The sequence below is a fragment of the Pseudidiomarina fusca genome (assembly GCF_032227045.1).
Classification (GTDB): domain Bacteria; phylum Pseudomonadota; class Gammaproteobacteria; order Enterobacterales; family Alteromonadaceae; genus Pseudidiomarina; species Pseudidiomarina fusca.
The window spans coordinates 20,102-46,036 of record NZ_JANFPJ010000025.1 but is presented as its reverse complement, the minus strand read 5'-3'; the positions used below and the strand labels follow the sequence as shown (position 1 = coordinate 46,036).

The window sequence follows — 25,935 nt, the reverse complement described above, 5'->3', positions numbered from 1 at the left end:
CAACATTATGCGGGCACAGCTAGCCCACTTGATAGGCTTATCAGCAACCAATAAAACGGTGGAATTACTCCACCGTTACCGATTTAGCAAGGTTGCGCGGCTGATCCACGTCGGTGCCTTTAATAATGGCAACGAAGTAGGAGAGTAGTTGCAACGGTACAGTGTACACAATTGGCGCAATCAGCTCATCACAGTGCGTCACGTTGATCACGCGCATGCTGTCGTCACCTTTAAAGTGTGCGTCTTTGTCAGCAAACACATACATGATTCCGCCACGGGCGCGTACTTCTTCCACGTTTGATTTCAGCTTCTCTAACAGCTCATCGTTTGGCGCGACCACAATAACCGGCATGTCGGCGTCAATCAGTGCTAAAGGCCCGTGTTTCAGTTCGCCAGCGGCGTAGGCTTCAGCGTGAATGTATGAAATCTCTTTCAACTTCAACGCACCTTCCATGGCAATGGGATATTGGGTGCCACGGCCTAAGAACAAGCTATGGAATTTATCAGCAAACTCTGGCGCTAAGGCTTCAATGGCATCACTTAACAGCAAGGCTTCTTCAAGCTTAGACGGTAATGTTTTCAATGACTTAATTACGGCCGCTTGCTGCTCTTCGTTCATGCCGCGGTACTGACCAATAGCCAAAGTTAACATCAGCAAGCCAACTAACTGCGTGGTGAAAGCTTTCGTTGATGCCACGCCAATTTCCGTACCCGCACGAGTCATGTAGGCTAAATCTGATTCACGCACCATTGACGAGGTAGAAACGTTACATATAGTTAAGCTGCCCTTGTAACCAAGCTCCTTACTTAAACGTAGCGCCGCTAAGGTGTCAGCCGTTTCACCTGACTGTGAAATAGTGACTAATAAGCTATTTGGATGAACATGAGAGGTGCGGTAACGGAATTCTGAGGCGATTTCAACGTTACAAGAAACTCCAGCCATCGATTCTAGCCAATAGCGAGCTACCATTCCTGCATGATAAGATGTACCACAGGCCACAATTTGTACATGCTGAATATCTTTTAAAAGTTCTAATGAACCATGACCAAAAACATCTTCAGCAATCTTGCCATCAACAATTCTGCCCTCTAAAGCATTACGCACCGAACTTGGCTGTTCATGAATTTCTTTGAGCATAAAGTGGCGATAATCGCCTTTTCCACCAGCATCGTAGTTGCCGTCAGACTCGTGAATATCACGCTCAACGCGGTTACCGTCAGCGCCATAAACCTTCACCTCGGTACGCGTAATATCTGCCATGTCGCCTTCTTCAAGGTACATGAACTTGCGGGTTACTGGTAACAAAGCCAATTGGTCTGATGCGACAAAGTTTTCGCCAATACCAAGCCCAATCACCAAGGGGCTACCTGAGCGCGCGACAATAAGTCTGCCAGGATCGCGACAGTCCATGATGACAGTGCCGTAAGCCCCTTCAAGCTGTTTGATTGCGGCTTGTACAGCAGTGAATAAGTCCGCATGAGTTTTACGCTCGTGATGAACCAAATGACAAATCACCTCGGTGTCAGTATCAGACGCAAAGGTGTAGCCCAATCCTTTTAACTGCTCACGCAATTTATCGTGATTCTCGATAATACCGTTGTGCACTACGGCAATACAGTCTTCAGAAATATGAGGATGTGCGTTTGCCTCTGTGACACCACCATGAGTAGCCCAACGCGTGTGAGCGATACCAGCAGTACCGGCTAACGGTTGCTCGCCAACCGCATCTTTGAGTGCCTGGACTTTACCAGTCCGACGCACACTTTGTAGGCGTCCGTCTTCGCTCAATACGGCTAAACCAGCCGAATCGTAACCACGGTATTCAAGCCGCTTTAGGCCTTCAATCAAGATTTCACTAATACGGCGCTCTGAGGTTGCACCAACAATTCCGCACATTGTCCTTATCCTTTTTTTACAGGGCGTTGCCAGCCACTGATGTTCCGTTGCTGACCACGGGCCACACCTAGCTCATGATCATCGATATTTTTCGTTACGGTAGAGCCTGCACCTACGGTAGCATGCTTACCAATTCGTACCGGAGCCACTAACGAACTATTTGAACCAATAAACGCACCATCGTCTATTTCTGTCAGATGTTTGTTTACACCGTCATAATTACAAGTAATAGTGCCTGCGCCAATATTCACTCCAGCGCCAATTTCTGCATCACCTAAATAGGTAAGATGGCTCGCTTTAGAGCCTTGCCCCATGCGAGTCTTTTTAATCTCAACAAAGTTACCTACCTGTGCGCCCTCAGCCAACTCAGCACCTGGTCGTAAACGGGCAAAAGGGCCTACAGCACAATTTTCTGCAAGTACGGCTTCTTCAATCAGGCTGTTCGCTTTTACCCGAGAACCTGCGCCTATCTTACAATCACGCAGCACACAGTTGCTTTCGATAACCACGCCTTCGCCAAGTTCAACCCGGCCTTCAAAAATAACGTTAACATCAACCACCACATCATTCGCGATGATAACCTCGCCGCGAACATCAACCCGGGCCGGATCCATTAAGGTGGCACCGTTAAGCATCAGTTGCTCAGCCTGGCGAGCTTGATAGGCACGCTCTAGCCCGGCTAACTGCACCCGATTATTGGCACCTTCCACTTCGCTAATGGCTTGCGGTTGTGCCGTGGTAATCACTACGCCTTCTGCGGCGGCCATGGCGACAATATCCGTCAAATAGTATTCACCTTGGGCGTTATCATTGGATAAATTGCCGAGCCAGCGTTTTAACGCTGCTCCTTTTACCGCCATCATACCGGTGTTTACTTCAGTAATAGCCAGCTGCTCTGGGCTGGCATCTTTTTGCTCAACAATACCTACTACCGCGCCACTGGCATCACGCATGATACGTCCATAGCCGGTGGGGTCGGGTAGGGTCACGGTGAGCAGCGCTAACTCCGTCGTTGCCGCAGCATCCAACAAGCCTTGCAGAGTTTCTGTGCGCGTTAGCGGTACATCACCATACAAAATAAGTACAGTTTCGTCGTCAGCCACATAAGGCACGACCTGCTGCACGGCATGACCAGTACCTAGCTGTTGCGCTTGTTCAACAAAATTTAACGATTGTCCGGCTAGCCTTTCCTTAAGTACATCGCCACCATGGCCATAGATAACCTGCACATGTGTAGGCGCTAAGGTATGCGCAGTATCAATCACATGCTGAACCATGGGTTTATGGGCGATGGGATGTAACACCTTCGGTAACGCTGAGCGCATCCGGGTGCCTTTACCTGCTGCTAGAACTACCACATTCAGAGACATGAATCCTTCCGTTTCTATTTTATAAGCCTGCAGCTATTTTAAAGCTGTTTACAACAAATTAACAGACGAAAAAAAGACCCGCAAACCGAAATTTACGGGTCTTTTCATTTTCTTTAGATTGCAGGCGCGCTGATTACTTGCGAATTTTGCGAATAATCTGCAGTTGTGCCAACGCTCGAGCTAATTCAGCTGCTGCTTCTGCATAACTTAAATCAGAGGCAGAATCTGCAATTGCTTCTTCAGCACGTTTCTTCGCATCAAGGGCTTGCTGTTCATCAAGCTCTTCACCACGAACTGCCGAGTCAGCAAGTACCGAGACGTTGTGAGGCTGCACTTCTAGCACACCACCGGCTACGTAGATGATTTCTTCTTCGCCACCTTCTTTAACTACGCGAACCATACCTGGTTTAATCGTCGTTAATAAAGGGGCGTGACCAGGATAAATACCTAGCTCACCTTCGCTACCGGTCACTTGCAAGGTCTCTACGGCGCCAGAGAACAAACGTTCTTCGGCGCTGACCACGTCAAGCTGTACAGTTTTAGCTGCCATTTAAACCTCCCGGTTTATTACATTTTTTTGGCTTTTTCGACTGCTTCTTCGATGCTACCAACCATGTAGAACGCTTGTTCTGGTAGGTCGTCGTAATCACCGTTTAAGATGCCTTTAAAGCCAGCGATGGTGTCTTTCAAAGACACATACTTACCTGGTGAGCCAGTAAATACTTCTGCTACGAAGAATGGCTGCGATAAGAAGCGCTGAATTTTACGCGCCCGAGATACGGTCATCTTGTCTTCTTCAGACAATTCGTCCATACCTAAGATTGCGATGATATCTTTCAGCTCTTTGTAACGCTGCAATACTGACTGAACGCCACGCGCAGTCTCATAATGCTCTTTACCGATAACCAATGGGTCCAACTGACGTGACGTTGAATCCAATGGATCAACCGCTGGGTAAATACCCAGTGACGCGATATCACGAGACAATACTACGGTTGCATCTAAGTGAGCAAAGGTAGTGGCTGGTGATGGGTCAGTTAAGTCATCCGCAGGTACGTAAACGGCCTGAATCGACGTGATTGAACCAGTTTTGGTTGAAGTAATACGTTCTTGTAGTACACCCATCTCTTCGGCAAGAGTTGGCTGATAACCTACCGCAGATGGCATCCGACCTAACAATGCAGATACTTCGGTACCAGCAAGGGTATAACGGTAGATGTTATCTACGAAAAACAGAACGTCACGACCTTCGTCACGGAACTTCTCTGCCATGGTCAAACCTGTTAACGCTACGCGTAAACGGTTACCTGGAGGCTCGTTCATCTGGCCATAAACCAGTGCAACTTTGTCGAGTACGTTTGAGTCTTTCATCTCATGATAGAAGTCGTTACCTTCACGAGTACGCTCACCTACACCAGCGAATACTGAGTAACCACTGTGCTCGATAGCGATGTTACGGATAAGTTCCATCATGTTTACGGTTTTACCTACACCCGCACCACCGAACAGACCAACTTTACCACCCTTAGCGAACGGACAAATCAAGTCGATAACCTTGATGCCGGTCTCTAACAGTTCAGTAGCACTTGACTGTTCTTCGTACGAAGGTGCAGCACGGTGAATAGACATACGCTCTTCTTCACCGATTTCACCCGCTTCATCAATTGGCTCACCCAATACGTTCATGATACGACCTAGGGTTTGTTTACCCACTGGTACCATGATTGGCTCGCCGCTATTTTCTACGGTAATTCCACGACGCAGACCGTCAGTAGTACCAAGTGCGATTGTACGCACGATACCACCGCCTAACTGCTGCTGAACTTCCAAGGTCAAACCCTTGAGGTCACCGTCGGTCACCTTCAGCGCGTCGTATACCTTTGGCACGTCTGTTTGTGGAAATTCGATATCCACAACCGCGCCAATAATTTGCACGACCTTACCTTGACTCATGACATTTCCTCTAACTCTAAAATTCTTGCAAGCTTCGCCTTAAACCGCTTCGGCGCCCGATACAATTTCCGAAATTTCCTGCGTAATCGCTGCTTGGCGTGCTTTGTTATACACCAATTGCAGCTGATCGATGAGGTCTTCGGCGTTGTCGGTAGCGGCTTTCATAGCCACCATCCGCGCTGCCTGTTCACTGGCAATGTTATCCACCACACCTTGATACACGGTTGCTTCTACGTAGCGACGAATCAGCAACTCTAAAATGGGTTGTGGATCAGGTTCATACAGATAGTCCCAGCTACCTGATTGAACCTCATCACGAGACTCAGCTTTTGGCAACGGTAGCAATTGCGCTATCGTTGGCTCTTGCTTCATGGTGTTAACAAACTTGTTGTACACCACGAACAAGCGATCTAATTTGCCTTCATCAAAGGCATCTAGCATCACTTGTACAGTCCCTAACACATCATTCACGCTTGGCTTATCGCCTAGGCCCGATGTTTGTGCCAGTAAACGGCCTCCAAAGCGTTTAAAGAAACCCGTAGCCTTGTTGCCAATGGCTGCAAAGTCTACTTCTACGCCGCTTTCTTTTTGCGCTTGGGCATGTTTCACAACCGCTTTAAATTCGTTTGTGTTTAAACCACCGCACAAGCCACGGTCGGTAGAAATGACGATGTAGCCAACCCGTTTCACATCACGATCTTCTAGATACGGATGCTTGTATTCTAGGTTTGCATGGGCAACATGGCCGATCACCTTGCGAATGCTGTCCGCATACGGACGGCTTGAAGCCATACGTTCCTGCGCCTTTTTCATTTTGGACGCAGCAACCATCTCCATTGCACTGGTGATCTTCTGAGTATTGTTAATACTCCCGATCTTGGTTTTTATCTCTTTACCGCCGGCCATGATATTCTCCTGTTAACTCAACGACTTGTGGCTACAAAAATTGTAGCCACGTTCCGCTTACCAAGACTGCGTTTTCTTGAAGGTTTTTAAACCTTCGTGCAGCTTAGCTTCGATGTCGTCGTTATAGTTGCCAGTTTTGTCAATATCCGCCATCAGCTCAGCGTGCTCGCTACGCATGTACGCAATCAGCGCACTTTCGAAGTCGAGGATTTTGTCTTGCTCTACATCTTTAAGGTAACCCTTTTCTGCAGAGAAGATAGACACTGCCATGTCAGCCACGCTCATTGGCTCATATTGGTTCTGTTTCATCAGTTCAGTAACACGCTGACCGTGTTCTAACTGCGCGCGAGTTGCTTCGTCTAAGTCTGAAGCGAACTGAGCAAACGCTGCTAATTCACGATACTGCGCTAACGCTAAACGGATACCACCACCAAGTTTCTTAATGATCTTGGTTTGCGCTGCACCACCTACACGAGATACCGAGATACCAGCGTTAACTGCAGGACGAATACCCGCGTTAAACAAGTCAGTTTCTAAGAAGATCTGACCATCGGTAATTGAAATCACGTTGGTTGGTACGAACGCTGATACGTCACCCGCTTGGGTTTCGATAATAGGCAGCGCCGTTAATGAACCGGTTTGACCTTTCACTTCACCATTGGTGTACTTTTCAACGTAGTCAGCGTTAACACGCGCTGCACGCTCAAGCAAACGTGAGTGAAGATAGAACACGTCACCTGGGTAAGCTTCACGACCTGGCGGACGACGTAACAACAATGAGATTTGACGATAAGCAACAGCTTGCTTAGACAAATCATCATAAACGATTAACGCGTCTTCACCACGATCACGGAAGTATTCACCCATAGTACAACCTGAGTAGGCTGCTAGGTATTGCAATGCTGCTGATTCAGAAGCAGATGCAGCTACCACGATGGTGTTTTCTAAGGCACCGTGCTCTTCTAATTTACGCACTACTGAAGCAATAGTAGAAGCTTTCTGACCGATAGCTACGTACACACACTTAATACCAGAGTTTTTCTGGTTAATGATAGCGTCGATAGCTAATGCAGTTTTACCTGTCTGACGGTCACCGATGATCAACTCACGCTGACCACGGCCTACTGGAATCATAGCATCGATTGACTTATAACCTGTTTGTACAGGTTGATCTACCGATTGACGCTCGATTACACCAGGAGCAATTTTTTCTACCGGCTCAAAGCCATCCGCGTCGATCGGGCCTTTACCGTCAATAGGAGCACCTAGGGTGTTCACTACACGGCCAAGTAATGCACGACCAACAGGAACTTCTAAGATACGGCCTGTTGATTTAACTTTCACGCCTTCTTGAAGGTCCGCATAAGGACCCATAACCACGGCACCGACAGAGTCGCGCTCAAGGTTCAAAGCGATAGCGTAACGATTGCCAGGAAGCTCAATCATCTCACCTTGCATACAGTCTGCAAGGCCGTGAATGCGGATGATACCGTCGGTTACAGAAACGATGGTACCTTCGTTACGAGCTTCACTGACCACTTCGAACTGTTCAATTCGTTTTTTGATCAGCTCTGCGATTTCATTTGAATTCAGTTGCATGCTCAAGTCCCCAATTAGGATTGCAGTGCGTGTGCAAGTCGTTCTAACTTGCCGCGCACCGTGCCGTCGATTACTGTGTCACCAGCTTTAATGTATAAGCCACTGACAATAGCCTCATCGACAGTGCAATTCAGCTTAACTTTGCGTGAAAAACGTTGCTCTAACGTTTTCGCTAGATTGTCCTGTTGCTGCTGTGAGAGTGCTACGGCGGAGGTAACATCTACCGTGACTTCTTTCTCATGTTCAGCGCGTAACTCACCAAATAGGGCAAGTACAGCAGGTAAAGCATTCAAACGGCTATTTTCAGCCATTAAACGAACAAAATTCTGGCCTTTTTCATCCAATTGTTCGCCACATACATTAATGAATACTTCAGTTTTCTTATCTAGCGTTTCGGCGCTACTCAAAAATGTGGCCATAGCCGAGTCTTTTGCTACCGCAGCAGCAAAAGCAATCATACTGTGCCAATTTTCAATAGCGCCGTTCTCTACTGCAAAATCAAAAGCTGCTTTTGCATAGGGGCGAGCAACCGTAGTCAATTCTGACATTTGCACAAACCCCTTTGGTTAGAGTTCAGCGACCAGTTTTTCAACAATGTCACTGTGAGCGTCTTTATCAATTTCACGCTCGATGATTTTGCTAGCACCAGCAACAGCTAATACAGCTACTTGCTTGCGCAGTTCTTCGCGTAAGCGATTGCGTTCAGCTTCAACTTCAGCGTGACCAGCAGCGATAATAGTTTCGCGCTCGGCTTCGCCGCGTTGTTTGCCTTCTTCAACCGATTGCTCAGCGCGTTTCTTCGCTTGGGCAATGATTTCAGCCGCCTGTGCTTTCGCTTCTTTTAACTCGTCAGCAATTTTAGCTTGCGCTAATTCCAGGTCTTTTTCTGCACGTTCACCGGCAGCCAGACCATCGGCTATTTTCTTCTGACGGGCTTCAATCGCATTATTCAGCGGTGGCCATACGAACTTCATACAGAATAGTACGAAGACGATAAAGGCAATCAGTTCGCCGATAAGGGTCATGTTTAAGCTCACGACCTACCCCCTTAGTTCAGTTGTTCGAATTGGTATCAATAGACCTTACAGTACGAACAACAGTACCATTGCGATACCTACGCCAATCATGGCTACCGCATCGATCAAACCTGCTAAGATGAACATTTTAACTTGCAGAGAAGGAGCTAGTTCTGGTTGACGTGCACACGCTTCCAAGAATTTACCACCCATGTTACCGAAACCTACTGCGGTACCGATTGCACCGAAACCGATCAGTAAAGCTACAGCGATATATTTAAGACCTAACATTAGTTCCATTGTTTTCTCCGATATTTCAAAGGTTAAGTTAAAAAATAAAAGTTAATACAAAATCTTAGTGGCTCTCTGAGCTGGCCATGCTTAAGTAAACAATAGTCAGCATCATAAATACGAAGGCCTGCAACACAATTACAAGAATGTGGAATACCGCCCACACAAAGTGCAATGGTAATTGCGCCAGACCAATCGCTCCAATCAGGATAAAGATTAGCTCGCCGGCATATAAGTTACCGAACAAACGCAGTGCCAACGAGAACGGCTTGGCCACCAAAGCAATCGTTTCAAGCAATAGGTTAAACGGAATCAGTAGCACCTGAACGACCATATTACTTGAGCTAAACGGGTGTAAGGTAAGTTCTTTGATGAATCCAACGATACCTTTCATACGAATACCGTAGCCAATCATGAGTAAGAACACACCAATGGCTAATGCTGCGGTCATGTTGATATCGGTGGTTGGTACGATTTTCATGTACACATCGTGCGAATCCACACCGAAGGCTTGCTCGCCCACAAAACCAGCAAAAGCAGGCAAAAAGTCAACCGGAATTAAGTCCATTAAGTTCATGAGGAAAACCCACACGAAAATGGTTAACGCTAGAGGAGCGATAAGTTTACTTTTACCGTGGAAAGTGTCGCGTACGTTGTTACCAACGAATTCAACAATCATCTCAATAAAGCACTGCAGCTTACCGGGCACGCCAGTATCTGCTTTCTTTGCAGCACTACGGAAGATCATTAAGAACAAGATACCTAGTCCGATAGACCAAGCTAAGGTGTCAATATGCCATGTCCAGAAGCCAGCTTCACTACACGCTTTATTAAAGGCTATACCATTTTCGGTAGAGCACATTTTGGCGTTAGTTAAGTGGTGCTGAATATGACTTTGGAGCGTTAACTCTTCTGCAGCCATCTTAGTTTCCCACAATTTTAAGTTGATTTTAAAAACAAAATTGGTGCCAGCCATTGCACTGCTAAGGCGGTAATATAGCCGCTAACAACCGCACTAAGCGGGAGCGAAGTAAATACCAGCAATACAACCAATAAGGCTACTGCGAAGAAAATTTTTAATGCTTCGCCGGCAAAAAAATTACTCACTACAGTTTGCGCAGCTCGCGCTCCACCTTCAGCAAAGGCTCGCCATGCAAACAGTGCCGTAGGAATAATGACGGCGATACCGCCACCCACAACACCCCAAAAATACATATAGCCAAAATGCGGCTGCACCAAAGAAAAGACACAAGCGAGCAAAAATATAGCTCCAGCTTGGGCGCGAATTAACCTCGCTGCGAGTTGTTTCCCTTGGCCTGTTAACGTTCTATTCACGGGCTAAAACCCTCGGTTGAAAGCCCGCGATAGTATAAAGATTTAACGTTCAAATGCAAATGAAATGGGATGGTTAGCCATCCTCATTCAATTGAAATTGCATAAGAATGCCATCTAATTCATCTAAACTGCTGTAATTAATTACAACTTTACCCTTGCCTTTACGGCCGTGACTGATTGCGACAGCGGCGCCTAAGCGTTCACTTAAGCGCTTCTCTAGACGTTGAATATCAGCATCAGGCTGCGGTTTTGCTGGGCTTGGCTTGGCTGGTTCTAGAGCTTGGCGAACCAGTTTTTCAGCTTCACGCACCGTCATGCCTTTTGCTGCAATTAACCGAGCAATGTCTGTTTGCGCATCACCCTCTAAAGCAAGTAACAGCTTGGCATGACCTAATTCAATGTCACCGCGCTCTAGTAGCGTTTTAGTTTCGGATTGTAAATTATTCAAACGCAGCAAGTTAGTTACAGTTGCTCGGGATTTACCTACCGCATCGGCAACTTCTTGATGAGTTAATTGAAATTCCGTTAGTAGGCGTTGTAAGGCGGTCGCTTCTTCCATGGCATTGAGGTCTTCACGTTGAATATTCTCAATTAACGCAATAGCTACAGCCGCTTCATCAGGGACGTTTTTAATCAAACAAGGTACTTCGTCTAGGCGTGCCAGCTGGCTTGCACGCCAACGTCGCTCACCTGCGATAATTTCATATTTTTCTGGCGCTATTTCGCGCACAACAATGGGCTGAATTACACCCTGGGCTTTAATTGAAGCAGCGAGATCTTCAAGGGCCTCAGGAGTCATATCTTTGCGTGGTTGATATTTGCCCGGCTGTAACCATTCTATCGGTAACTTTTGCAGTTCGCCTTGGCGATAGTCTTGAACTATCTCATCAGGAACCTGATGTTCTTTTTCACGAGCCGTTTTACTGGTTGTAAGTAGGGCATCTAAACCGCGCCCCAATCCTCTTTTTTTGGCAGACATAAAGCGTCGTTTCCTTTAGCTTAAGCTTCAGCCGCTGCTTCGGCTTTTTTTTGTTGTTCGGCGCGACGAATTAACTCTCCGGCCAGGGCTAAATAGGCTTTAGCTCCGGCTGATGATTTATCGTAATACATGGCTGGTGAGCCAAAACTAGGAGCTTCAGCTAAGCGAACATTTCGTGGAATAACGGTTCGATAAACCTTGTCACCAAAATGATTTTTCAGTTGCTCTGACACATCATTAGCTAAACGATTACGAGGGTCGTACATGGTTCGCAAAATACCTTCAATAATCAACCTTGGATTAACAGCTTCAGCTAATCGTTCAATGGTATCCATTAACGCCGTTAAGCCTTCAAGAGCAAAATATTCGCATTGCATCGGCACTAACACTGAATCAGCGGCGGCCATGGCGTTTACGGTCAACATACTGAGCGATGGTGGACAATCGATGAAGATAAAATCGTAATTATCAACCACTGGTTTTAAGGCATTAGCCAAGCGCTGCTCGCGCGCAAATTCTTCCATTAATTTAATATCAGCAGCCGTGGTATCAGAGTTAGCCGCAATGAGGTGATATTTACCGTTAGTTTCTTTAATAATCACTTGTTCGGCTGGTTTCTGCTCAACCAATAGTTCATAGGCGGTGTTTTCAACATCGTATTTGTCGATACCACTACCCATGGTTGCATTGCCCTGAGGATCAAGATCTATCAGCAATACTTTACGGCGGGTTGCTGCCATCGATGCTGCCAAATTAACAGCAGTGGTGGTTTTACCAACGCCGCCTTTTTGATTAGCAATCGCAATAATTCTGCCCACAGGGGTTATCCTCTCGTTTTTATAATCACCACATGGCGTTCGCCATCGGCCTCTGGAACCTGTAATCGAATCACTTGTTCAACCTCAAACTGCGCTGGCAAGTCAGCCAATTCAGCAGTTGGGTATTGCCCTTTTAGAGCAAAATACCGGCCATCAGGCTTAGGTAAATGCTCACACCAATTCAGCATATCATTAAGCGAGGCAAAGGCTCTACTTATCACGCCATCAAATTTTAGTTCAGGTTGATAATCTTCAACTCTACTTTGCACAGCTGTTACATTCTTAAGGCCTAACTGATGGCTAACTTGGCGGATAAAACGAATCCTTTTGCCTAAGCTATCTAACAGAACAAAATCACGTTCTGGACAAGCAATGGCTAAAGGTAAGCCAGGCAATCCAGGCCCAGTTCCGACATCAATAAAGCGTTGCCCTTGAAGATGTGGTAACACCACAAGGCTATCCACAATGTGGCGACTCACCATTTGGATGGGATCACGAACCGACGTTAAATTGTAGGCTTTATTCCATTTATTTAATTGTTCAACCAATTGAATAAGTTGAACTTGTTTATCTAGAGAAAGATCAAGCTCGGCCTGAGCCAATAATGATTGTAGTCTATTTAACATGGATTTTATTAAGCACTCTTTCGCAATAGGCCAAGTTTCTTCAAATGCACCAACAACATTGAGATTGCTGCTGGAGTAATGCCAGATATTCGAGCAGCTTTACCAACGGTTTCTGGTTGATGTTGATTCAGCTTAGCAATCACTTCATTGGATAAACCCTTGATACTGGCATAATCAAAATGAGCCGGTAACTGAGTATTTTCATGACGTTGCTGTTTGCTAATCTCGTCTTGCTGACGCGCTATGTAACCAGCATATTTCGTTTGAATTTCTACTTGTTCAGCAGCTTTTTCGTCGGCTAAACCTGGTCCTAAAGCATTAATTTTGACGAGATCTTGATAACTAATTTCAGGGCGACGTAATAATTCTTCGCCATTCACTTCTCGAGTTATCGGCGTTTTAACTAATTCATTAACCGCAGCAACTGCTGGATGATCTTTATGGATCCAAGTACTACGTAGACGTTGTTGCTCTTGTGCAATGGCTTCCATTTTGTCGTTAAACGCAGCCCATCTTGCATCGTCAACTAAACCTAGCTCGCGGCCTTTTTCAGTTAAGCGCATATCTGCGTTGTCTTCGCGCAATAACAATCTATATTCGGCGCGTGACGTAAACATCCGATAGGGTTCTTTGGTGCCGAGCGTACTGAGATCATCAATCAATACTCCCATGTAAGCTTGATCACGGCGAGGAGCCCAACCGTCTTTTCCTTGCACTTGTAATGCAGCATTTAAGCCTGCTACTAAGCCTTGTGCACCAGCTTCTTCATATCCGGTCGTTCCATTAATTTGTCCGGCAAAAAATAAGCCTTGTAGATGTTTGGTTTCTAAGGTTTGTTTTAAATCGCGAGGATCAAAATAATCATACTCTATGGCATAGCCTGGACGAGTAATGTGAGCATTTTCAAAACCTTTGATGGAGCGTACTAAGGCTACTTGCACATCAAAAGGTAAACTAGTTGAAATACCATTGGGGTACACTTCATGGGTGGTTAAACCCTCTGGCTCAACAAAGATCTGGTGTGAGTTTTTATCACTAAAGCGCATAACTTTGTCTTCGATAGACGGACAATAACGCGGACCAACGCCTTCAATGATACCAGAGTACATGGGGGAACGATCTAAGCCACCATGGATAATCTCATGAGTTTGTTCATTGGTGTGGGTAATGTAGCAAGAAATTTGTTGTGGGTGATCTGCTTGTGATCCCATAAATGAAAAAACAGGAGTTGGGGTATCACCCGGTTGTTCTTGCATCACTGAAAAATCGATACTCTTTGCATCAATTCTTGGAGGTGTTCCGGTTTTTAAGCGATCTACTCGCAATGGCAGCTCACGTAAGCGTTTTGCCAATGCATTTGCTGGAGGATCGCCAGCTCGTCCACCTTGATAATTTTGTAAACCTATATGGATTTGGCCACCTAAAAAAGTACCTACCGTAAGTACAACTGTGGTTGCCGAAAACTTTAAGCCCATCTGGGTTACAACACCAACAACCCGATCGTTTTCAACGATCAGATCATCACAACCTTGTTGGAATAAATTTAAATTAGGTTGGTTTTCTAGAATCGTTCGGATAGCAGCTCGGTATAGCTGTCGGTCTGCCTGAGCTCTAGTTGCGCGAACTGCTGGCCCTTTCGATGAGTTTAAGGTACGGAATTGAATACCAGCTTTATCAGCTGCCATAGCCATGGCACCGCTTAGGGCATCAATCTCTTTAACTAAGTGACCTTTACCAATACCGCCAATCGCAGGATTACATGACATTTGCCCTAAGGTTTCGATGTTATGGGTAAGCAATAAAGTATTGCAGCCCATTCGTGCAGCCGCTAAGGCTGCTTCAGTACCTGCATGGCCGCCACCTATGACAATCACGTCATAATGTTGATGGTAAGAATTGCTTGTTGGCTGTGTTGGCATAGATTGATAAATCCTAGATAAACAGATGTCGTGTAACACCAAAAAAGTTGGGCAAACCCATGATCCTTGTGAGGATCATCAGATGTTATCGCGTCTTGGCTTTAAAAGCTTAGTTCACAAAAATGTAGCCGAGTATTGTACCTGTTATTTGGCTTGATCGGAACGTCTATATTTTAGTCTCGATCGCGTTAAGGATCTAAGAATATCTTTAGATCTTTTGTTTTGATCTTTTTTATTACTATTACTACTAGTTCAGCAATGTTTGTGGATAACTGAAGCTAAGCTAGGTTTGGTAAGGATCACAACGATCGGTTAGGGTGTGATTAGATCATGATCCTTTAGGTGATCAAGGTGTGTATAACCGGGCTAGTTATCCACAAGCGATCTTATTCACAGGTTAATACAGTGCGTATGTACAGGGTTCAAGCTAGGTTATACATGGTTTGATCACAGGGCTTGGATAAAATAAGGTAGCCATGTTGATGATTTTTCAATCGGATCATCGCATGACATATCTATTTCTAAGCGATCTAAAAGCTTTTTTGCGCCTAAAAGTTGCAGCATAGCATCGCAATCTTTACCTGCCTGGCAATAGGTATCGTAACAACTGTCACCCACAGCAATAACGGCATATTTGAGAGGGCTTAAGTTGGGTTTTTGCTGGCTTAGTTGCTCGGAAAAATCAAGCATGCTGTCACCATATTCACCGGCACCATGGCTTGCCACGCAACATAACCAGATGCTTTGCTCGGTCACTTCAGCGATTAATTCAGAGTAGCTTGGTTCATAATGCATCACGCTAGTCAGCCCTTGTTGTTCCAATAGGGCTGCGACTTCGTCAGCAAGGTATTCAGTATTACCAGAGGTTGTGGCTACGAGAATATGAACGGTAGGGAATGACATGCTAAAAGGCCCTTCTGTGCGTGCTAGATGTGTTGCTACATTAATTATTGCATTAATTAACGCATACTTTATCACGTCCGCTGGCTTTTGCTTGCTCTAACGCAATGAATGCACGGTTTAATGCGGCGCTGGTCGTCTCACTCAAGTGAAGGCTAGTTACCCCAATATTTAGCTTAATTCGTAAGGTGACATGTTCATCTTTTACAAAGGGCATGTTCCGTCGAATTTTGTCTAAAATTTCAACTGCATTACTAACCGATGTCGAGGGCAACAAGACCCAATAAATGTCCCCATGTGAATGGGCAACTAAGCAGTGATGAGGTAAGTGTTGTTGCAACGCTGTAGCTACTTGGCTGATGACGGTATCGCCCGTAGAAAAGCCGCATTCAGTATTAATTTGCTGCAGTTGATCAATATCAATCACAGCGATACTCAATTCTTGTGTTGGTTTACGGTTAGCAATTAGTAAGTTAGCCGCTTGCTCAAAATAGTTAGCGGAGTAGAGACCGGTTTGTTTGTTGTAAATACCATCCTGCTCTAAATCCTGGTTACGTTGGTGTAGAGCAGGCACTGCGGTGCCTAAATAACAGGTTACAGCCACAAAGTAGATAGCTATTTGGTAAATGATGGCATTATTGTCGAGAGCCAAAAAGTTGTATCCAGAAGAAATAACCACGGTGAGCAAAATCAGACTAAAAATTGTTCGAATGGTTTGTTCCGTAAATGCTATCCAAAATTGTGGAATAGCCACAAAGAAAATAAGCATACCAATAGATGGATGAGCAATCGCGTTATCTAGCAATAAAACTGTTATCACTGTTATCAACAATGCGGCCAATTTAAAAACGAACGGCCCCCATTGATTGTTCAATAGGTGATCATGTTCAAAATAAACATCCAGCCATGCTATTCGTTGTTTGGGTAAAAGGCGTCTAAATAACACAGCAAATAACGGGGTGATAACTACAACTCCAACGGCATCTCCAATCCAAAACGGTAGCCAAGCTTCAATAAAGGGCACGTCTGATCGTAAGGTGACCAATTCCCAAATCAATAAGGCTCCGGTAGCAGCTATTGAAGCGGCGAGCGTGTAGCATATTAGAATCATGCTATTTTTAGCTGGCAAACTATTTGTGAACACGTGTTTACTAATGAACTGCGCACTTAAACCAGCGAAAGCATAGGCGCCCGTGTGCACCATGGCGAACAAGGTAGCTGTAGCTAACTGATGAGGGTCAAAACGCCCCTGCAAGAGCCCATTTAGATCTAGAGATACGAAGAAAATAGCGCAAAAAACGGCAGGGAAAATACGTTTACCAAACACAAAAAACGCGGCTGTGGAAACCCCAGCAGGCAGATAATAGAGACTAATATATTGTGTATAGGACATGATGGCGGCACCGTAGAACAGTGCTACCCAAGATGCGAAGACGACTACTTGCTGTTTTAGATTCAAACTGACGCCCTAATCTGCTGAGTGTTTTTATTATTATTTATAACTAATTAAACCTAGCTGGCTTGAGGTTGCAAGCATTATTGAGTGGAATTTTAGCGGGATTACTAAATAGCTTCGATGAACGGCGATTTTTTACGCTCAAGTTAATGGTGCAGGGTGCCATTTGTTGATACATTCGTACGTACTTATTTCTTCTTTTATACGACGACCCAGCTAACGAGATAATAATAATGAAATCTACTCTGTATTGGTGTTCTGCGCTGGCTTTAGCGGCGACGCAATTATTTAGTACTGCTGCTTACAGTTCGGCAATTCAACAAACCAAAGGCACATTTGAAGATAAGTTTCGCCAACTCGATGAAGTGTTACCAACACCAAACGTTTATCGCAGTGCAGCCGGTGAACCGGGTGAGCAGTATTGGCAACAACAGGCCAATTATTCAATTAAAGTGCGCTTAGATGAAGAAAAGCGTCGCATAGATGCTGCTGAAACCATCACTTATTTTAATAATTCTCCCTACACCCTCAAATACATTTGGATTCAGCTGGATCAGAATATCTTTAAAAATGATTCGATGGCGGAGTTAACAGCTACCTTTAATAGTAAGCCGGATCCTAGTTTGGGTGGCGTGGATCGCCCTGCTCGAATCAGCTTGAACCAACTACGTCGGCAACAGTTTATGACCGACAACGAGTTAGGTTTTGCCATTAACAAAGTTGCGGATGGTCGTGGCAAAGCACTGGATTTTGTGGTGGTTGGTACCAATATGCGGATAGATTTACCGCAGCCACTTAAAGCCGGCGATAAAACGTCGTTGGCCATAGATTTTGGTTTCAACATCATCGATAGCGACACCGTAGGCGGACGCTCGGGCTATGAGCATTTTCCTGATGATGCGCGCGAAGGTGGCAACGATATTTTCTTACTTGCGCAGTGGTATCCGCGCGTAGCTGCTTTTACTGACTATGAAGCATGGACCAATAAAGAATTTTTAGGACGAGGTGAATTCACCCAAGAATTTGGTGATTTTGAAGTAACTATCGATGTCCCAGCAGACCATATCGTGTCGGCTACAGGGGTGTTGAAAAATGATCGTGAGGTGCTCACCAAAACCCAACGCGAGCGTTTAGAGCAATCGCGCAAAGCAAAACGTCCGGTCTTTGTAGTAACCCCAGAAGAAGCCTTGGAAAACGAGAAAGAAGGAACGGACAAGCGGAAAGTTTGGCGTTTTGAAGCAGAAAACGTGCGCGACTTTGCTTGGGCATCATCGCGTAAGTTTATTTGGGACGCCAAAGGCTATCAGCAAGGCGGTAACGTTCAACCAGAAGTTATGGCGATGTCCTTTTATCCAAAAGAGGGCGGCGAGTTGTGGGAAAAATATTCGACCGAGTCGGTTATTCATACCATGGAAGTCTACTCTCGCTTTTCTTTTGATTACCCGTATCCAACCGCACAGTCAGTGAATGGCCCCGTCGGTGGTATGGAATATCCGATGATCACCTTTAATGGTCCGCGTACTATTTTACAGGATGATGGAAGCCGTACTTATTCTTTGTCAGAAAAACGATTCTTGATTGGCGTGGTCATTCATGAAATTGGTCATATTTACTTTCCAATGATTGTGAATTCGGATGAACGTCAATGGACCTGGATGGATGAAGGTTTAAACAGCTTTTTGGATGGGGTTGCCGGACGTGAGTGGGACCCGACCATTCCATGGGGCGTTGAACCGCGTTCAATCGTTGATTACATGAAATCAACCAATCAAGTTCCAATCATGACCCAGTCTGATAGTGTTCTTAATTTAGGGCCTAATGCTTACACCAAGCCAGCCGCAGCATTGAATATTCTAAGAGAAGTGATCTTAGGGCGTGAGTTGTTTGATTTTGCCTTTAAAGAATATGCACAGCGTTGGGCTTTCAAACGACCTACGCCAGCAGATTTTTTCCGTACCATGGAAGAAGCCTCAGGGGTTGATCTTGATTGGTTCTGGCGCGGTTGGTTCTACTCAACCGACCATGTTGATATTGCGCTAGATCGGGTTTACAAGTTACGTCTTGATACCCAAGACCCAGATATTGATTGGGAGCGTCGTCGTCAAGAAGAGACCGATAAGCCAACCTCGCTGTTTGTGCAACGTAATCAGGCTGAAGGTCGCAAAACATGGGTAGAACTGAATCCAGATGTGCGTGATTTTCATGATGAGAATGATCGCTTCACCGTCACCAATAAACAACGTAATGCCTATCAGAGTTTCTTAGAAAAACTTGAGCCTTGGGAGCGTAAGACCTTTGACCGTGCCATTGCTGAAGATAAGAACTATTATGTACTAGATTTCAATAATCTAGGTGGTTTGGTGATGCCTATTTTACTGCAGTGGACGTACACTGACGGTAGCCAAGACAGCATGTACATCCCTGCTGAAATTTGGCGGCGAAATGCTAAATCAGTAAGCAAACTGATAGTTACTGATAAAGAAGTTTTAGAATTTGCGGTCGACCCAAATTGGGAAACAGCAGACGTAGATATCGAGAACAACTATTATCCGCGTAAGATTATTCCTTCACGTATTGAAGCGTTTAAAGCAACTCGTGGTCAGGATCATATTTCTCGCGATATCATGCAAGATGCTAAAACCAAACTAAAAACCAAAGAAGCTAATGAAGAAGAGCAGGATTAATGCCATTCGTGATCTTACGTTGGTTGCTAGCGGTAACTAGCGTTTTTATTCTAAGTTTAGCTATTATGGCGGTGAGCACTAAAGTTAGTGCTCACCAACTAAAAATAGCCAGTACTACAGTGCTGTTTAACGAACGCACTGGCAATATTGAAATTATGCATCGGTTTATTTTGCATGATGCCGAACATGCCGTGCGTGATTTGTTTGATCGTAAAGCGGACATTCATCAGCGTGAGGCAACTCGTCAGCAATTCGCAGATTATGTGATGCAAGCCTTTGCGCTAGCGGATCATCATCAGCAGCAGTTACCCTTAATGCGGGTGGGGCACGAAGTTCAAGGCGTTAATTTTTGGGTGTACCAAGAAACTCCGATCCCAGCTGATTTAACGCAATTACAGATTAAACATAAAGCCTTGCATGATTTATGGTCAGACCAACAGAATCTTGTCAATGTGGAAGGTTTAGGGGCAGTAAAAAGTGTCATTTTTACTGCCGAAAGTGATTGGCAAGCTGTTCAATTAAACTAGTTAACCTGCTTGGAGGCAGCTATGGCACGCATCATGATAGCTTTTGCATTGGCAGTTATCGGGGCGGCTATAGTTGCCACTGTCATTCAAACTCAATTTAATTTAGCAGCGTTAGTGGCGTTATCCGTACCTATTGATTTGACTGTGCGGATGCATGCAATTAGCCATGATTTACTGCATTTTGGTCCTATCATTGCGTTAATCTTTATTCCTACCTTTGCCATTGCTTTTATGGTGGCATATTGGCTTAGCGTTAAACTAAAAGTGGCTGAACGTTGGTGGTTTATTCTAGCCGGAGGCGTTGGCTTAGCTGTCGCTTTTACCCTCATCGATAGTTTAGCCCCTATGCCCACCTTAATCGCAGCTAATAGAACCTTGCTAGGATTTATCTTAATGAGTAGCTGTGGTGCCTTTGGTGGCTGGATTTTTGATAGGTTATGGCATCCTCGGCCGCAAGAATTATTGGAGGAATTGCCATGAGTAGATTGCTACAAGCTTTATTAGTAAGCCTAAGTATGGTTCTGTCGGCGGCAGCGGCGGCGTCACAGCAAGAACCACAAGCACCACAAGTGCAGGTCACACCTAAGGTGCTAGCAAAAGGGTTATACTATCCTTGGTCGATGGCAGAGTTACCGGAAGGTGGATGGTTAGTAACTGAGCGCCCGGGTAACTTAGTGTATTTAAATCCCCAAGGGCAGCGCATGCACATTCCCTTAGACTTGCCTGATTTGTACGCCACCGCTCAAGCTGGTCTGTTTGAAGTGCTGCTTACCCCTGATTTTGAGCAATCGCGAGAGCTGGTGCTGAGTTATTCTTGTGGTACTGAGCAAGCGAATAATACCTGCGTAGTTAAAGCCAAATTATCACCACCGAATGCCGCTGGTTATGCATTATCTGCATTACAGAATATTTTTACTGCGCTACCAAAAAAAGAAGGTGCCGCCCATTTTGGTGCCCGCATGACTTGGCTTGGTGATGGTAGCTTGTTGGTGGCTTTGGGGGATGGCTTTGTGTATCGAGAACAAGCGCAAAATTTACAAAACCACTTGGGTAAGATTGTGCGAATTCGGCGTGACGGCAAAGTGCCGGAGGATAATCCCTTTACCCACACACAAGCTCCCGAAGTTTATAGTTATGGTCATAGAAACGTGCAAGGTTTAGTGTTTGATGCCGAGCGCAATAAAGTGTGGCAGCACGAACATGGCCCTAAAGGTGGTGATGAAATTAATGATATTGTAAAGGGTGGCAACTATGGTTGGCCTATGACCACTTTTGGTAAAGACTATACCGGTGCTTTAGTGAGCCCTTATAATGATTTACCTGGGGTAAAGGCACCGCTTTATCAATGGACACCATCGTTAGCTCCGGCTGGTTTAGCCCTGTATCAGGGTGATTTACTTGTAAGCCATTTAGCTGGGAAGAGGTTACAGCGTTTGCGTTTAGTGGATGGCAAATGGCATCTCGTAGCTGAATATCTAGTAGCACAACAACAGCGCTTACGCGCGGTAATGGTTGCCAAAGATGGTCGTGTGCTGGTGCTAACGGATAGTAACGAAGGTGAATTGTGGTCGTTAGATTTAGATATTCAGCAATAACAGAAAGATGAGGTTATATATGCAGTCTGTTTATTACCAGTTAAAACACTTCAGTGCGGCATTAATTCTGTCACTAAGCCTAGGTTTCGTCAGTTTAGTAAGCAGCCCAGCGCACAGTTACGGAGGTATTGGGCATGATGCTTTTTGCCAACTAGCATTTGATTTGAGCTCGCCGAAAACACAACAAGTGTTGCAGTCCTTTGCGGATCAGCATCCTGATTACGAAGACTTCGCCAGTATGTGTAATTGGGCCGACAACATAAAAAGTGACAAACGCTGGGACTGGGCTAAGCCGCATCATTATGTGAATTTTGCTCGTGGAAGTGCCAAGGTAACGGCTGCAGACTGCGCTGCTAACGGATGTATTTTATCAGCGATTCAACATCATTATGATGTGCTTAAACACGATCGCACAGATTGGATTGCCTTGGCTTTTTTAGCGCACTTTATTGGTGATTTACATCAGCCTATGCACGTGAGTTTTGCCGATGATCTCGGGGGTAACAGAGCACGCTTGTCCTACTTTGATGAAGCAACCAATTTACATCGGTTGTGGGATACCCAAATGTTAATGCAACGCGGTGGTAGTGATAGTAAAGCTAAAGCAAGTGAGCTGCTGCGCGGCTTAAGCACTTTAAAACCAGCGGCTATCGATGCTGAGCAAACGTTGGCGTGGGCGAATGAGTCGGCAGCAATTACTCGTCGTATCTATTCAAACTATCGTGCTGAACAGAAACTAGGCCAGAGTTATACCGACCAATGGGGACCCGTGCTAGAACAACGCATGCAACAAGGAGCACAGCGTTTAGCGGCCGTATTGGACGAACTTTATAGCGATTCGTTTTAAGCTTTAGAGTTAATTCTAGATGGGGTTTTGAATTGATTGCCGTCTGCACCATAAAGTGAACCGCTGGTGCCGGCGGCATCTTGCAAAATATTCAGCATGTGCTGATTGTGATGCAAGCGGTGCTGAATTAATTCACCGTTGAGTTGGTTTAATTGGGCAACCCGCTGGGTTGTAGCTAGCAGTTGTTGCCAAACCTCAGCACAACCAGCCGCTGCTGCCGCTGCTTTAGCGCCAGCAGCATCATTACTGTAGCCCAGTTTTTGTTGGGCTTTACGGCGCTGAGTTTCTGCTTGTTCAAGCTGCTGTTGCAGTTCTTGTTTCTGTTGTGCCAATACTTGCAACTGTTCACCGTTGATAGTGCCAGAACTTAACTCACGCTGCTCCTGCTCCAATAACGAGAGAAGATCTTGCAGGCGCTGCTGTTGTTGCGTTAAGTGTTGGCGCAAACTCATACCTTAATTAAACCTCGTCTGTCAGGCTTTTTAGTAAGCCTTCAGCGATCTTGTCAGCATTCATCGAGAGGCTACCATCGCGAATGGCTTGACGAAGCTCTTCAACGCGGGCCATATCAATGTCTTGGCTGGCATCTTGCGCTGCCGAACTTAAATGGGTCACCACATCAGCATGAGCCGCAGGCGCTGCGGTATCAGCTTTCTTTGTGGTTGCTTGTGAACGACTAGACTCAGTTTGAGTTAAGTTGTTCAGTGATTGAAATCCGTTAACTTTCACGGCTATTCCCTCGTTTTATCATGCACTACATGGTTTATCGGCATCTGCTGGTAATTCTTTAACCTATTATAGTGCTTTTGCCGTACCTTTACCTGTTACTAACACTTGTATGATGCGTTGATTATCTAATTTTACTCTAATTCTGTCACCTACTGCGGCAGTATCCATGGCTTTACCGCTACGAGTAATTACAAAGCCGGGACCTTCTGCGGTGATGATAATGTCGTCACCAAAGCGAATTACTTGAGTGGCTTGCAGTAAATTTTCTTGAATAATAGACCCTTTACTTAAGCTGCGGCGAAGTGTTTGCCCTAGCAGTTGGGGATGATCTTGTAATTGGCCTAATACCGCATGGCGCGGTAAGCGCTGCAGCGGCCCAGTGACTACGTCAATATGCTCTGATTGTAAGGGACTTCCTGTGGCAAGCTCTGCTTTTGTCACCCAATAGCTACCGATAACCTCAACCTGAAGTTGCACAAATTGCTGGATGGCAGTGGGCGCACTTTCAGCGCTTGAATTACTGCACATGATTTTTACCATCACCCGACCCGTCAATCGCTCTGGCACACGAGTAAATTGCGCCAGAGGCTGGTCATGATAGCTGCTATCGCAAGCACTGAGGCTGGCTAAACTAGCGTTTGAACTAAGGATGCTGATGTGGTGCTCGGAGCTACCCAGCGGCAGTTCTTCACGAACCAAGGTCGCAATAGCTTGTTGAATGATTGGCGGCAACAAAGACTCGGTCAGACTGGTGGCCTGACTCGAGGGTACGTAAGCAAGCCAGAGAGTGGCCCCAAGAAAAACTATCGCACGCAATAAAATAAGCATACTCACAAGGTGATGATGGATAACAGCTGCCTAGATTATAGCCATAAGCATGCTTTGAGATGGTTAGAATTGGCGTTAAAAAAAGCGCTTATTCATCGCTTTGGCTTGCCCTAAAGCGCAGTAATCTGCTTGGTGTAAAGGAGGGTCTCTTTGATGATCGACAAGTTAACGAGTGCATTACAGTTTCAGCAACAAGCGTTGGCCTTACGGCAGCAGCGCCAAGAAACCTTAGCCAGTAATATCGCTAATGCTGACACTCCCAATTATAAAGCGCAAGACTTTAACTTTGCTACGGCCCTAAAACGGGCCACAGCTAGTCAAACGGGCCCAGTGCCGCTAGCAAAAACCCATAGCGGCCATTTGAGCTTAAGCAATGCTCATCAAGCTCCAGTAGCTATGCAGTATCGCGTTCCTGCGCAATCGCGCCTTGATGGCAATACCGTGGATATGGAAATGGAGCGCGCTCAGTTTTTAGATAACTCGTTACGTTATCAAGCAGATATCCAATTTTTAGATGATCGTATCACAGGCTTGCGTAAAGCCATGCAACCGGAACAATAACGGAGCTTAACGGATGGCTAATTTTTCAATTCTGGATATTTCTGGTTCGGCTCTCTCGGCGCAATCCCAGCGCATGAATGTCGCCGCTAGTAATATGGCTAATGCCAACAGTGTGGCCGGCCCTGATGGCGAACCCTATCGGGCGAAACAAGTTATTTTTGAACAGCAGTTGCAAGCCAACGGGGTGGGCGGCGTAAAGGTGCAACAAGTGGTTGAATCTACCGCGCCAGCTCGACGAGAGTATCAACCAGGGCACCCGTTAGCGGATGAGCAAGGGTATGTCACCATGCCCAATGTCGATCCTGTTGCAGAAATGGTGAATATGATTTCAGCGTCGCGTTCTTATCAAGCCAACGTTGAAGTAATGAACACCAGTAAAGATTTGTTAATGCGTACCCTAACGATTGGTAAAGGCTAATGAACACCATCAATAACGCAGTATTAAACCAGGTTAATCAAACTACCCAGAACGCACAGGTGGCTTCGAATAGCCAAGAGATGCGCGATAACTTCATGACCTTGTTGGTTACACAGTTGCGTAACCAAGATCCATTGAACCCGATGGAAAACAATGAAATGACCTCGCAATTGGCGCAGATCAACACCGTCAGTGGTATCGAGTCCTTAAATGACACCATGCAAAACATCAATGGGCAAATGGAAGCCGCAAAAAACATGCAAGCGTCGGCCCTGATTGGTCGTGCTGTGTTGGTGCCTGGCGACCGTTTGTTGGTGGGTGGCGAAGTGGGTGATGTGACCCCTTTTGGTCTTGAGCTAAGCGCACCGGCTGAGAATGTCACGGTAAATATTTATAACGCTAGCGGTATGTTAGTGAAGCGAATGGATGTGGGCGCTGTAGGCAGTGGGCCACAATCATTCTCATGGGATGGGGTGATGGATGATGGCAATCAGGCGCCCGCCGGATCTTATAATTTTACTGTTGAAGCCACCAATGGTGATCAAGCAGTAACCTCTCAACGCTTTAATTATGCTCAAGTGATTGCTGTAACCATGGGTCAAGATGGGCCACGGTTAGATTTAGGCGGAATTTTAGAACCGGTGCGTCTTGAAGACGTTCGGCAAATTATTTAAGGAGCTC

General features: G+C 45.6%; 28 protein-coding genes. 8 read left to right on the top strand and 20 right to left on the bottom strand.

The genetic code is table 11. The annotated features are described in order from the left end of the window. Positions 1-64: 64 nt before the first annotated feature. The 17 genes from glmS to NOG12_RS11055 all read right to left on the bottom strand — a co-directional run bounded on the left by glmS (position 65) and on the right by NOG12_RS11055 (position 17,068). Entirely contained in the window at positions 65-1,897 is a 1,833-nt protein-coding gene (glmS, locus tag NOG12_RS11135) for a glutamine--fructose-6-phosphate transaminase (isomerizing) (protein WP_153826495.1), read from the bottom strand. 5 nt (positions 1,898-1,902) lie between these two features. Then, positions 1,903-3,267 (bottom strand): bifunctional UDP-N-acetylglucosamine diphosphorylase/glucosamine-1-phosphate N-acetyltransferase GlmU, encoded by a 1,365-nt coding sequence (glmU, locus tag NOG12_RS11130; protein ID WP_110075785.1) that lies wholly within the window; start codon positions 3,265-3,267, stop codon positions 1,903-1,905. A gap of 133 nt (positions 3,268-3,400) precedes the next feature. Beyond that, positions 3,401-3,817, bottom strand: a complete 417-nt coding sequence (locus NOG12_RS11125; RefSeq protein ID WP_110075784.1) for a F0F1 ATP synthase subunit epsilon — start codon at positions 3,815-3,817, stop codon at positions 3,401-3,403. A 17-nt stretch (positions 3,818-3,834) separates the two neighbouring features. Further along, positions 3,835-5,220, bottom strand: a complete 1,386-nt coding sequence (gene atpD / locus NOG12_RS11120) for a F0F1 ATP synthase subunit beta (protein WP_110075783.1) — start codon at positions 5,218-5,220, stop codon at positions 3,835-3,837. A 39-nt stretch (positions 5,221-5,259) separates the two neighbouring features. Further along, on the bottom strand, positions 5,260-6,126 hold the full coding sequence (atpG, locus tag NOG12_RS11115; protein ID WP_153826496.1) for a F0F1 ATP synthase subunit gamma: 867 nt from the start codon (positions 6,124-6,126) through the stop codon (positions 5,260-5,262). 57 nt (positions 6,127-6,183) lie between these two features. Then, on the bottom strand, positions 6,184-7,725 hold the full coding sequence (gene atpA / locus NOG12_RS11110; protein WP_110075781.1) for a F0F1 ATP synthase subunit alpha: 1,542 nt from the start codon (positions 7,723-7,725) through the stop codon (positions 6,184-6,186). 14 nt (positions 7,726-7,739) lie between these two features. After that, entirely contained in the window at positions 7,740-8,273 is a 534-nt protein-coding gene (atpH, locus tag NOG12_RS11105; protein ID WP_110075780.1) for a F0F1 ATP synthase subunit delta, read from the bottom strand. A gap of 18 nt (positions 8,274-8,291) precedes the next feature. Continuing rightward, positions 8,292-8,762 carry a F0F1 ATP synthase subunit B gene (gene atpF, locus NOG12_RS11100; RefSeq protein WP_110075779.1) on the bottom strand — a complete coding sequence of 157 codons (471 nt, stop codon included), beginning with the start codon at positions 8,760-8,762 and terminating at the stop codon, positions 8,292-8,294. Positions 8,763-8,807: 45 nt separating this feature from the next. Beyond that, entirely contained in the window at positions 8,808-9,041 is a 234-nt protein-coding gene (atpE, locus tag NOG12_RS11095; protein WP_034733567.1) for a F0F1 ATP synthase subunit C, read from the bottom strand. A 55-nt stretch (positions 9,042-9,096) separates the two neighbouring features. After that, a complete protein-coding gene (gene atpB, locus NOG12_RS11090; RefSeq protein WP_153826497.1) occupies positions 9,097-9,954 on the bottom strand; it encodes a F0F1 ATP synthase subunit A in 858 nt (285 codons plus the stop codon). Between the two features lie 17 nt (positions 9,955-9,971). Next, positions 9,972-10,367 (bottom strand): ATP synthase subunit I, encoded by a 396-nt coding sequence (locus tag NOG12_RS11085; RefSeq protein WP_153826498.1) that lies wholly within the window; start codon positions 10,365-10,367, stop codon positions 9,972-9,974. Positions 10,368-10,440: 73 nt separating this feature from the next. Continuing rightward, positions 10,441-11,346: a ParB/RepB/Spo0J family partition protein gene (locus NOG12_RS11080; protein WP_153826499.1), complete on the bottom strand. Its 906-nt coding sequence runs from the start codon at positions 11,344-11,346 to the stop codon at positions 10,441-10,443. 20 nt (positions 11,347-11,366) lie between these two features. Then, on the bottom strand, positions 11,367-12,164 hold the full coding sequence (locus tag NOG12_RS11075; RefSeq protein WP_110075776.1) for a ParA family protein: 798 nt from the start codon (positions 12,162-12,164) through the stop codon (positions 11,367-11,369). Between the two features lie 5 nt (positions 12,165-12,169). Beyond that, on the bottom strand, positions 12,170-12,790 hold the full coding sequence (gene rsmG / locus NOG12_RS11070) for a 16S rRNA (guanine(527)-N(7))-methyltransferase RsmG (protein WP_153826500.1): 621 nt from the start codon (positions 12,788-12,790) through the stop codon (positions 12,170-12,172). 8 nt (positions 12,791-12,798) lie between these two features. Continuing rightward, complete coding sequence (gene mnmG / locus NOG12_RS11065) at positions 12,799-14,709, bottom strand: tRNA uridine-5-carboxymethylaminomethyl(34) synthesis enzyme MnmG (protein WP_313933297.1); 1,911 nt, start codon at positions 14,707-14,709, stop codon at positions 12,799-12,801. 447 nt (positions 14,710-15,156) lie between these two features. Beyond that, on the bottom strand, positions 15,157-15,612 hold the full coding sequence (locus NOG12_RS11060; protein ID WP_153826502.1) for a flavodoxin domain-containing protein: 456 nt from the start codon (positions 15,610-15,612) through the stop codon (positions 15,157-15,159). A gap of 52 nt (positions 15,613-15,664) precedes the next feature. Continuing rightward, positions 15,665-17,068 (bottom strand): sensor domain-containing diguanylate cyclase, encoded by a 1,404-nt coding sequence (locus NOG12_RS11055; protein ID WP_162014501.1) that lies wholly within the window; start codon positions 17,066-17,068, stop codon positions 15,665-15,667. Between the two features lie 230 nt (positions 17,069-17,298). Between NOG12_RS11055 and NOG12_RS11050 the strand changes: the two genes are divergently transcribed. From NOG12_RS11050 to NOG12_RS11030, 5 genes are read left to right on the top strand one after another with little or no spacing between them, the layout of a single operon-like run. After that, positions 17,299-19,749 (top strand): M1 family metallopeptidase, encoded by a 2,451-nt coding sequence (locus tag NOG12_RS11050; RefSeq protein ID WP_153826504.1) that lies wholly within the window; start codon positions 17,299-17,301, stop codon positions 19,747-19,749. Then, positions 19,749-20,276 (top strand): DUF6702 family protein, encoded by a 528-nt coding sequence (locus tag NOG12_RS11045; protein ID WP_313933296.1) that lies wholly within the window; start codon positions 19,749-19,751, stop codon positions 20,274-20,276. The genes NOG12_RS11050 and NOG12_RS11045 overlap by 1 nt, the downstream gene beginning before the upstream one ends. Positions 20,277-20,297: 21 nt before the next feature. Beyond that, a complete protein-coding gene (locus tag NOG12_RS11040; RefSeq protein ID WP_162014502.1) occupies positions 20,298-20,756 on the top strand; it encodes a hypothetical protein in 459 nt (152 codons plus the stop codon). Continuing rightward, positions 20,753-21,871, top strand: a complete 1,119-nt coding sequence (locus NOG12_RS11035) for a PQQ-dependent sugar dehydrogenase (RefSeq protein ID WP_313933295.1) — start codon at positions 20,753-20,755, stop codon at positions 21,869-21,871. The genes NOG12_RS11040 and NOG12_RS11035 overlap by 4 nt, the downstream gene beginning before the upstream one ends. A 19-nt stretch (positions 21,872-21,890) precedes the next feature. Further along, positions 21,891-22,718: a S1/P1 nuclease gene (locus NOG12_RS11030; protein ID WP_313933294.1), complete on the top strand. Its 828-nt coding sequence runs from the start codon at positions 21,891-21,893 to the stop codon at positions 22,716-22,718. On the opposite strand, the gene flgN is transcribed toward NOG12_RS11030, so the two are convergent. From flgN to flgA, 3 genes are all read right to left on the bottom strand, one after another. Next, entirely contained in the window at positions 22,715-23,170 is a 456-nt protein-coding gene (flgN, locus tag NOG12_RS11025) for a flagellar protein FlgN (RefSeq protein WP_110075767.1), read from the bottom strand. The genes NOG12_RS11030 and flgN overlap by 4 nt on opposite strands. A 7-nt stretch (positions 23,171-23,177) precedes the next feature. Then, complete coding sequence (gene flgM / locus NOG12_RS11020) at positions 23,178-23,447, bottom strand: flagellar biosynthesis anti-sigma factor FlgM (protein ID WP_162014504.1); 270 nt, start codon at positions 23,445-23,447, stop codon at positions 23,178-23,180. 66 nt (positions 23,448-23,513) lie between these two features. Continuing rightward, positions 23,514-24,275 carry a flagellar basal body P-ring formation chaperone FlgA gene (flgA, locus tag NOG12_RS11015; protein ID WP_228759510.1) on the bottom strand — a complete coding sequence of 254 codons (762 nt, stop codon included), beginning with the start codon at positions 24,273-24,275 and terminating at the stop codon, positions 23,514-23,516. A gap of 153 nt (positions 24,276-24,428) precedes the next feature. Here flgA and flgB point away from each other — a divergent pair, with 153 nt between their 5' ends. The 3 genes from flgB to flgD are packed head-to-tail and all read left to right on the top strand — an operon-like array spanning position 24,429 to position 25,928. Then, entirely contained in the window at positions 24,429-24,836 is a 408-nt protein-coding gene (gene flgB / locus NOG12_RS11010) for a flagellar basal body rod protein FlgB (protein ID WP_153826508.1), read from the top strand. Between the two features lie 13 nt (positions 24,837-24,849). Then, on the top strand, positions 24,850-25,254 hold the full coding sequence (gene flgC, locus NOG12_RS11005; protein WP_110075763.1) for a flagellar basal body rod protein FlgC: 405 nt from the start codon (positions 24,850-24,852) through the stop codon (positions 25,252-25,254). Then, the gene (gene flgD / locus NOG12_RS11000; RefSeq protein WP_313933293.1) at positions 25,254-25,928 is read left to right on the top strand and encodes a flagellar hook assembly protein FlgD; all 675 of its coding nucleotides are present in this window, start codon (positions 25,254-25,256) and stop codon (positions 25,926-25,928) included. The genes flgC and flgD overlap by 1 nt, the downstream gene beginning before the upstream one ends. The last annotated feature ends 7 nt before the right edge of the window (positions 25,929-25,935 follow it).

Excerpts from the sequence above, each read along its gene's own strand:
- flgN (WP_110075767.1), bottom strand. The coding sequence starts at position 23,170 with ATGAGTTTGCGCCAACACTTAACGCAACAACAGCAGCGCCTGCAAGAT.
- rsmG (WP_153826500.1), bottom strand. The coding sequence starts at position 12,790 with ATGTTAAATAGACTACAATCATTATTGGCTCAGGCCGAGCTTGATCTT.
- flgC (WP_110075763.1), top strand. The coding sequence starts at position 24,850 with ATGGCTAATTTTTCAATTCTGGATATTTCTGGTTCGGCTCTCTCGGCG.
- atpD (WP_110075783.1), bottom strand. The coding sequence starts at position 5,220 with ATGAGTCAAGGTAAGGTCGTGCAAATTATTGGCGCGGTTGTGGATATC.
- atpH (WP_110075780.1), bottom strand. The coding sequence starts at position 8,273 with ATGTCAGAATTGACTACGGTTGCTCGCCCCTATGCAAAAGCAGCTTTT.
- NOG12_RS11030 (WP_313933294.1), top strand. The coding sequence starts at position 21,891 with ATGCAGTCTGTTTATTACCAGTTAAAACACTTCAGTGCGGCATTAATT.
- glmS (WP_153826495.1), bottom strand. The coding sequence starts at position 1,897 with ATGTGCGGAATTGTTGGTGCAACCTCAGAGCGCCGTATTAGTGAAATC.
- NOG12_RS11045 (WP_313933296.1), top strand. The coding sequence starts at position 19,749 with ATGCCATTCGTGATCTTACGTTGGTTGCTAGCGGTAACTAGCGTTTTT.
- glmU (WP_110075785.1), bottom strand. The coding sequence starts at position 3,267 with ATGTCTCTGAATGTGGTAGTTCTAGCAGCAGGTAAAGGCACCCGGATG.
- flgD (WP_313933293.1), top strand. The coding sequence starts at position 25,254 with ATGAACACCATCAATAACGCAGTATTAAACCAGGTTAATCAAACTACC.
- flgA (WP_228759510.1), bottom strand. The coding sequence starts at position 24,275 with ATGCTTATTTTATTGCGTGCGATAGTTTTTCTTGGGGCCACTCTCTGG.
- NOG12_RS11035 (WP_313933295.1), top strand. The coding sequence starts at position 20,753 with ATGAGTAGATTGCTACAAGCTTTATTAGTAAGCCTAAGTATGGTTCTG.
- atpG (WP_153826496.1), bottom strand. The coding sequence starts at position 6,126 with ATGGCCGGCGGTAAAGAGATAAAAACCAAGATCGGGAGTATTAACAAT.
- NOG12_RS11060 (WP_153826502.1), bottom strand. The coding sequence starts at position 15,612 with ATGTCATTCCCTACCGTTCATATTCTCGTAGCCACAACCTCTGGTAAT.
- NOG12_RS11080 (WP_153826499.1), bottom strand. The coding sequence starts at position 11,346 with ATGTCTGCCAAAAAAAGAGGATTGGGGCGCGGTTTAGATGCCCTACTT.
- atpB (WP_153826497.1), bottom strand. The coding sequence starts at position 9,954 with ATGGCTGCAGAAGAGTTAACGCTCCAAAGTCATATTCAGCACCACTTA.
- mnmG (WP_313933297.1), bottom strand. The coding sequence starts at position 14,709 with ATGCCAACACAGCCAACAAGCAATTCTTACCATCAACATTATGACGTG.
- flgB (WP_153826508.1), top strand. The coding sequence starts at position 24,429 with ATGATCGACAAGTTAACGAGTGCATTACAGTTTCAGCAACAAGCGTTG.
- atpA (WP_110075781.1), bottom strand. The coding sequence starts at position 7,725 with ATGCAACTGAATTCAAATGAAATCGCAGAGCTGATCAAAAAACGAATT.
- NOG12_RS11125 (WP_110075784.1), bottom strand. The coding sequence starts at position 3,817 with ATGGCAGCTAAAACTGTACAGCTTGACGTGGTCAGCGCCGAAGAACGT.
- NOG12_RS11040 (WP_162014502.1), top strand. The coding sequence starts at position 20,298 with ATGGCACGCATCATGATAGCTTTTGCATTGGCAGTTATCGGGGCGGCT.
- NOG12_RS11050 (WP_153826504.1), top strand. The coding sequence starts at position 17,299 with ATGAAATCTACTCTGTATTGGTGTTCTGCGCTGGCTTTAGCGGCGACG.
- atpE (WP_034733567.1), bottom strand. The coding sequence starts at position 9,041 with ATGGAACTAATGTTAGGTCTTAAATATATCGCTGTAGCTTTACTGATC.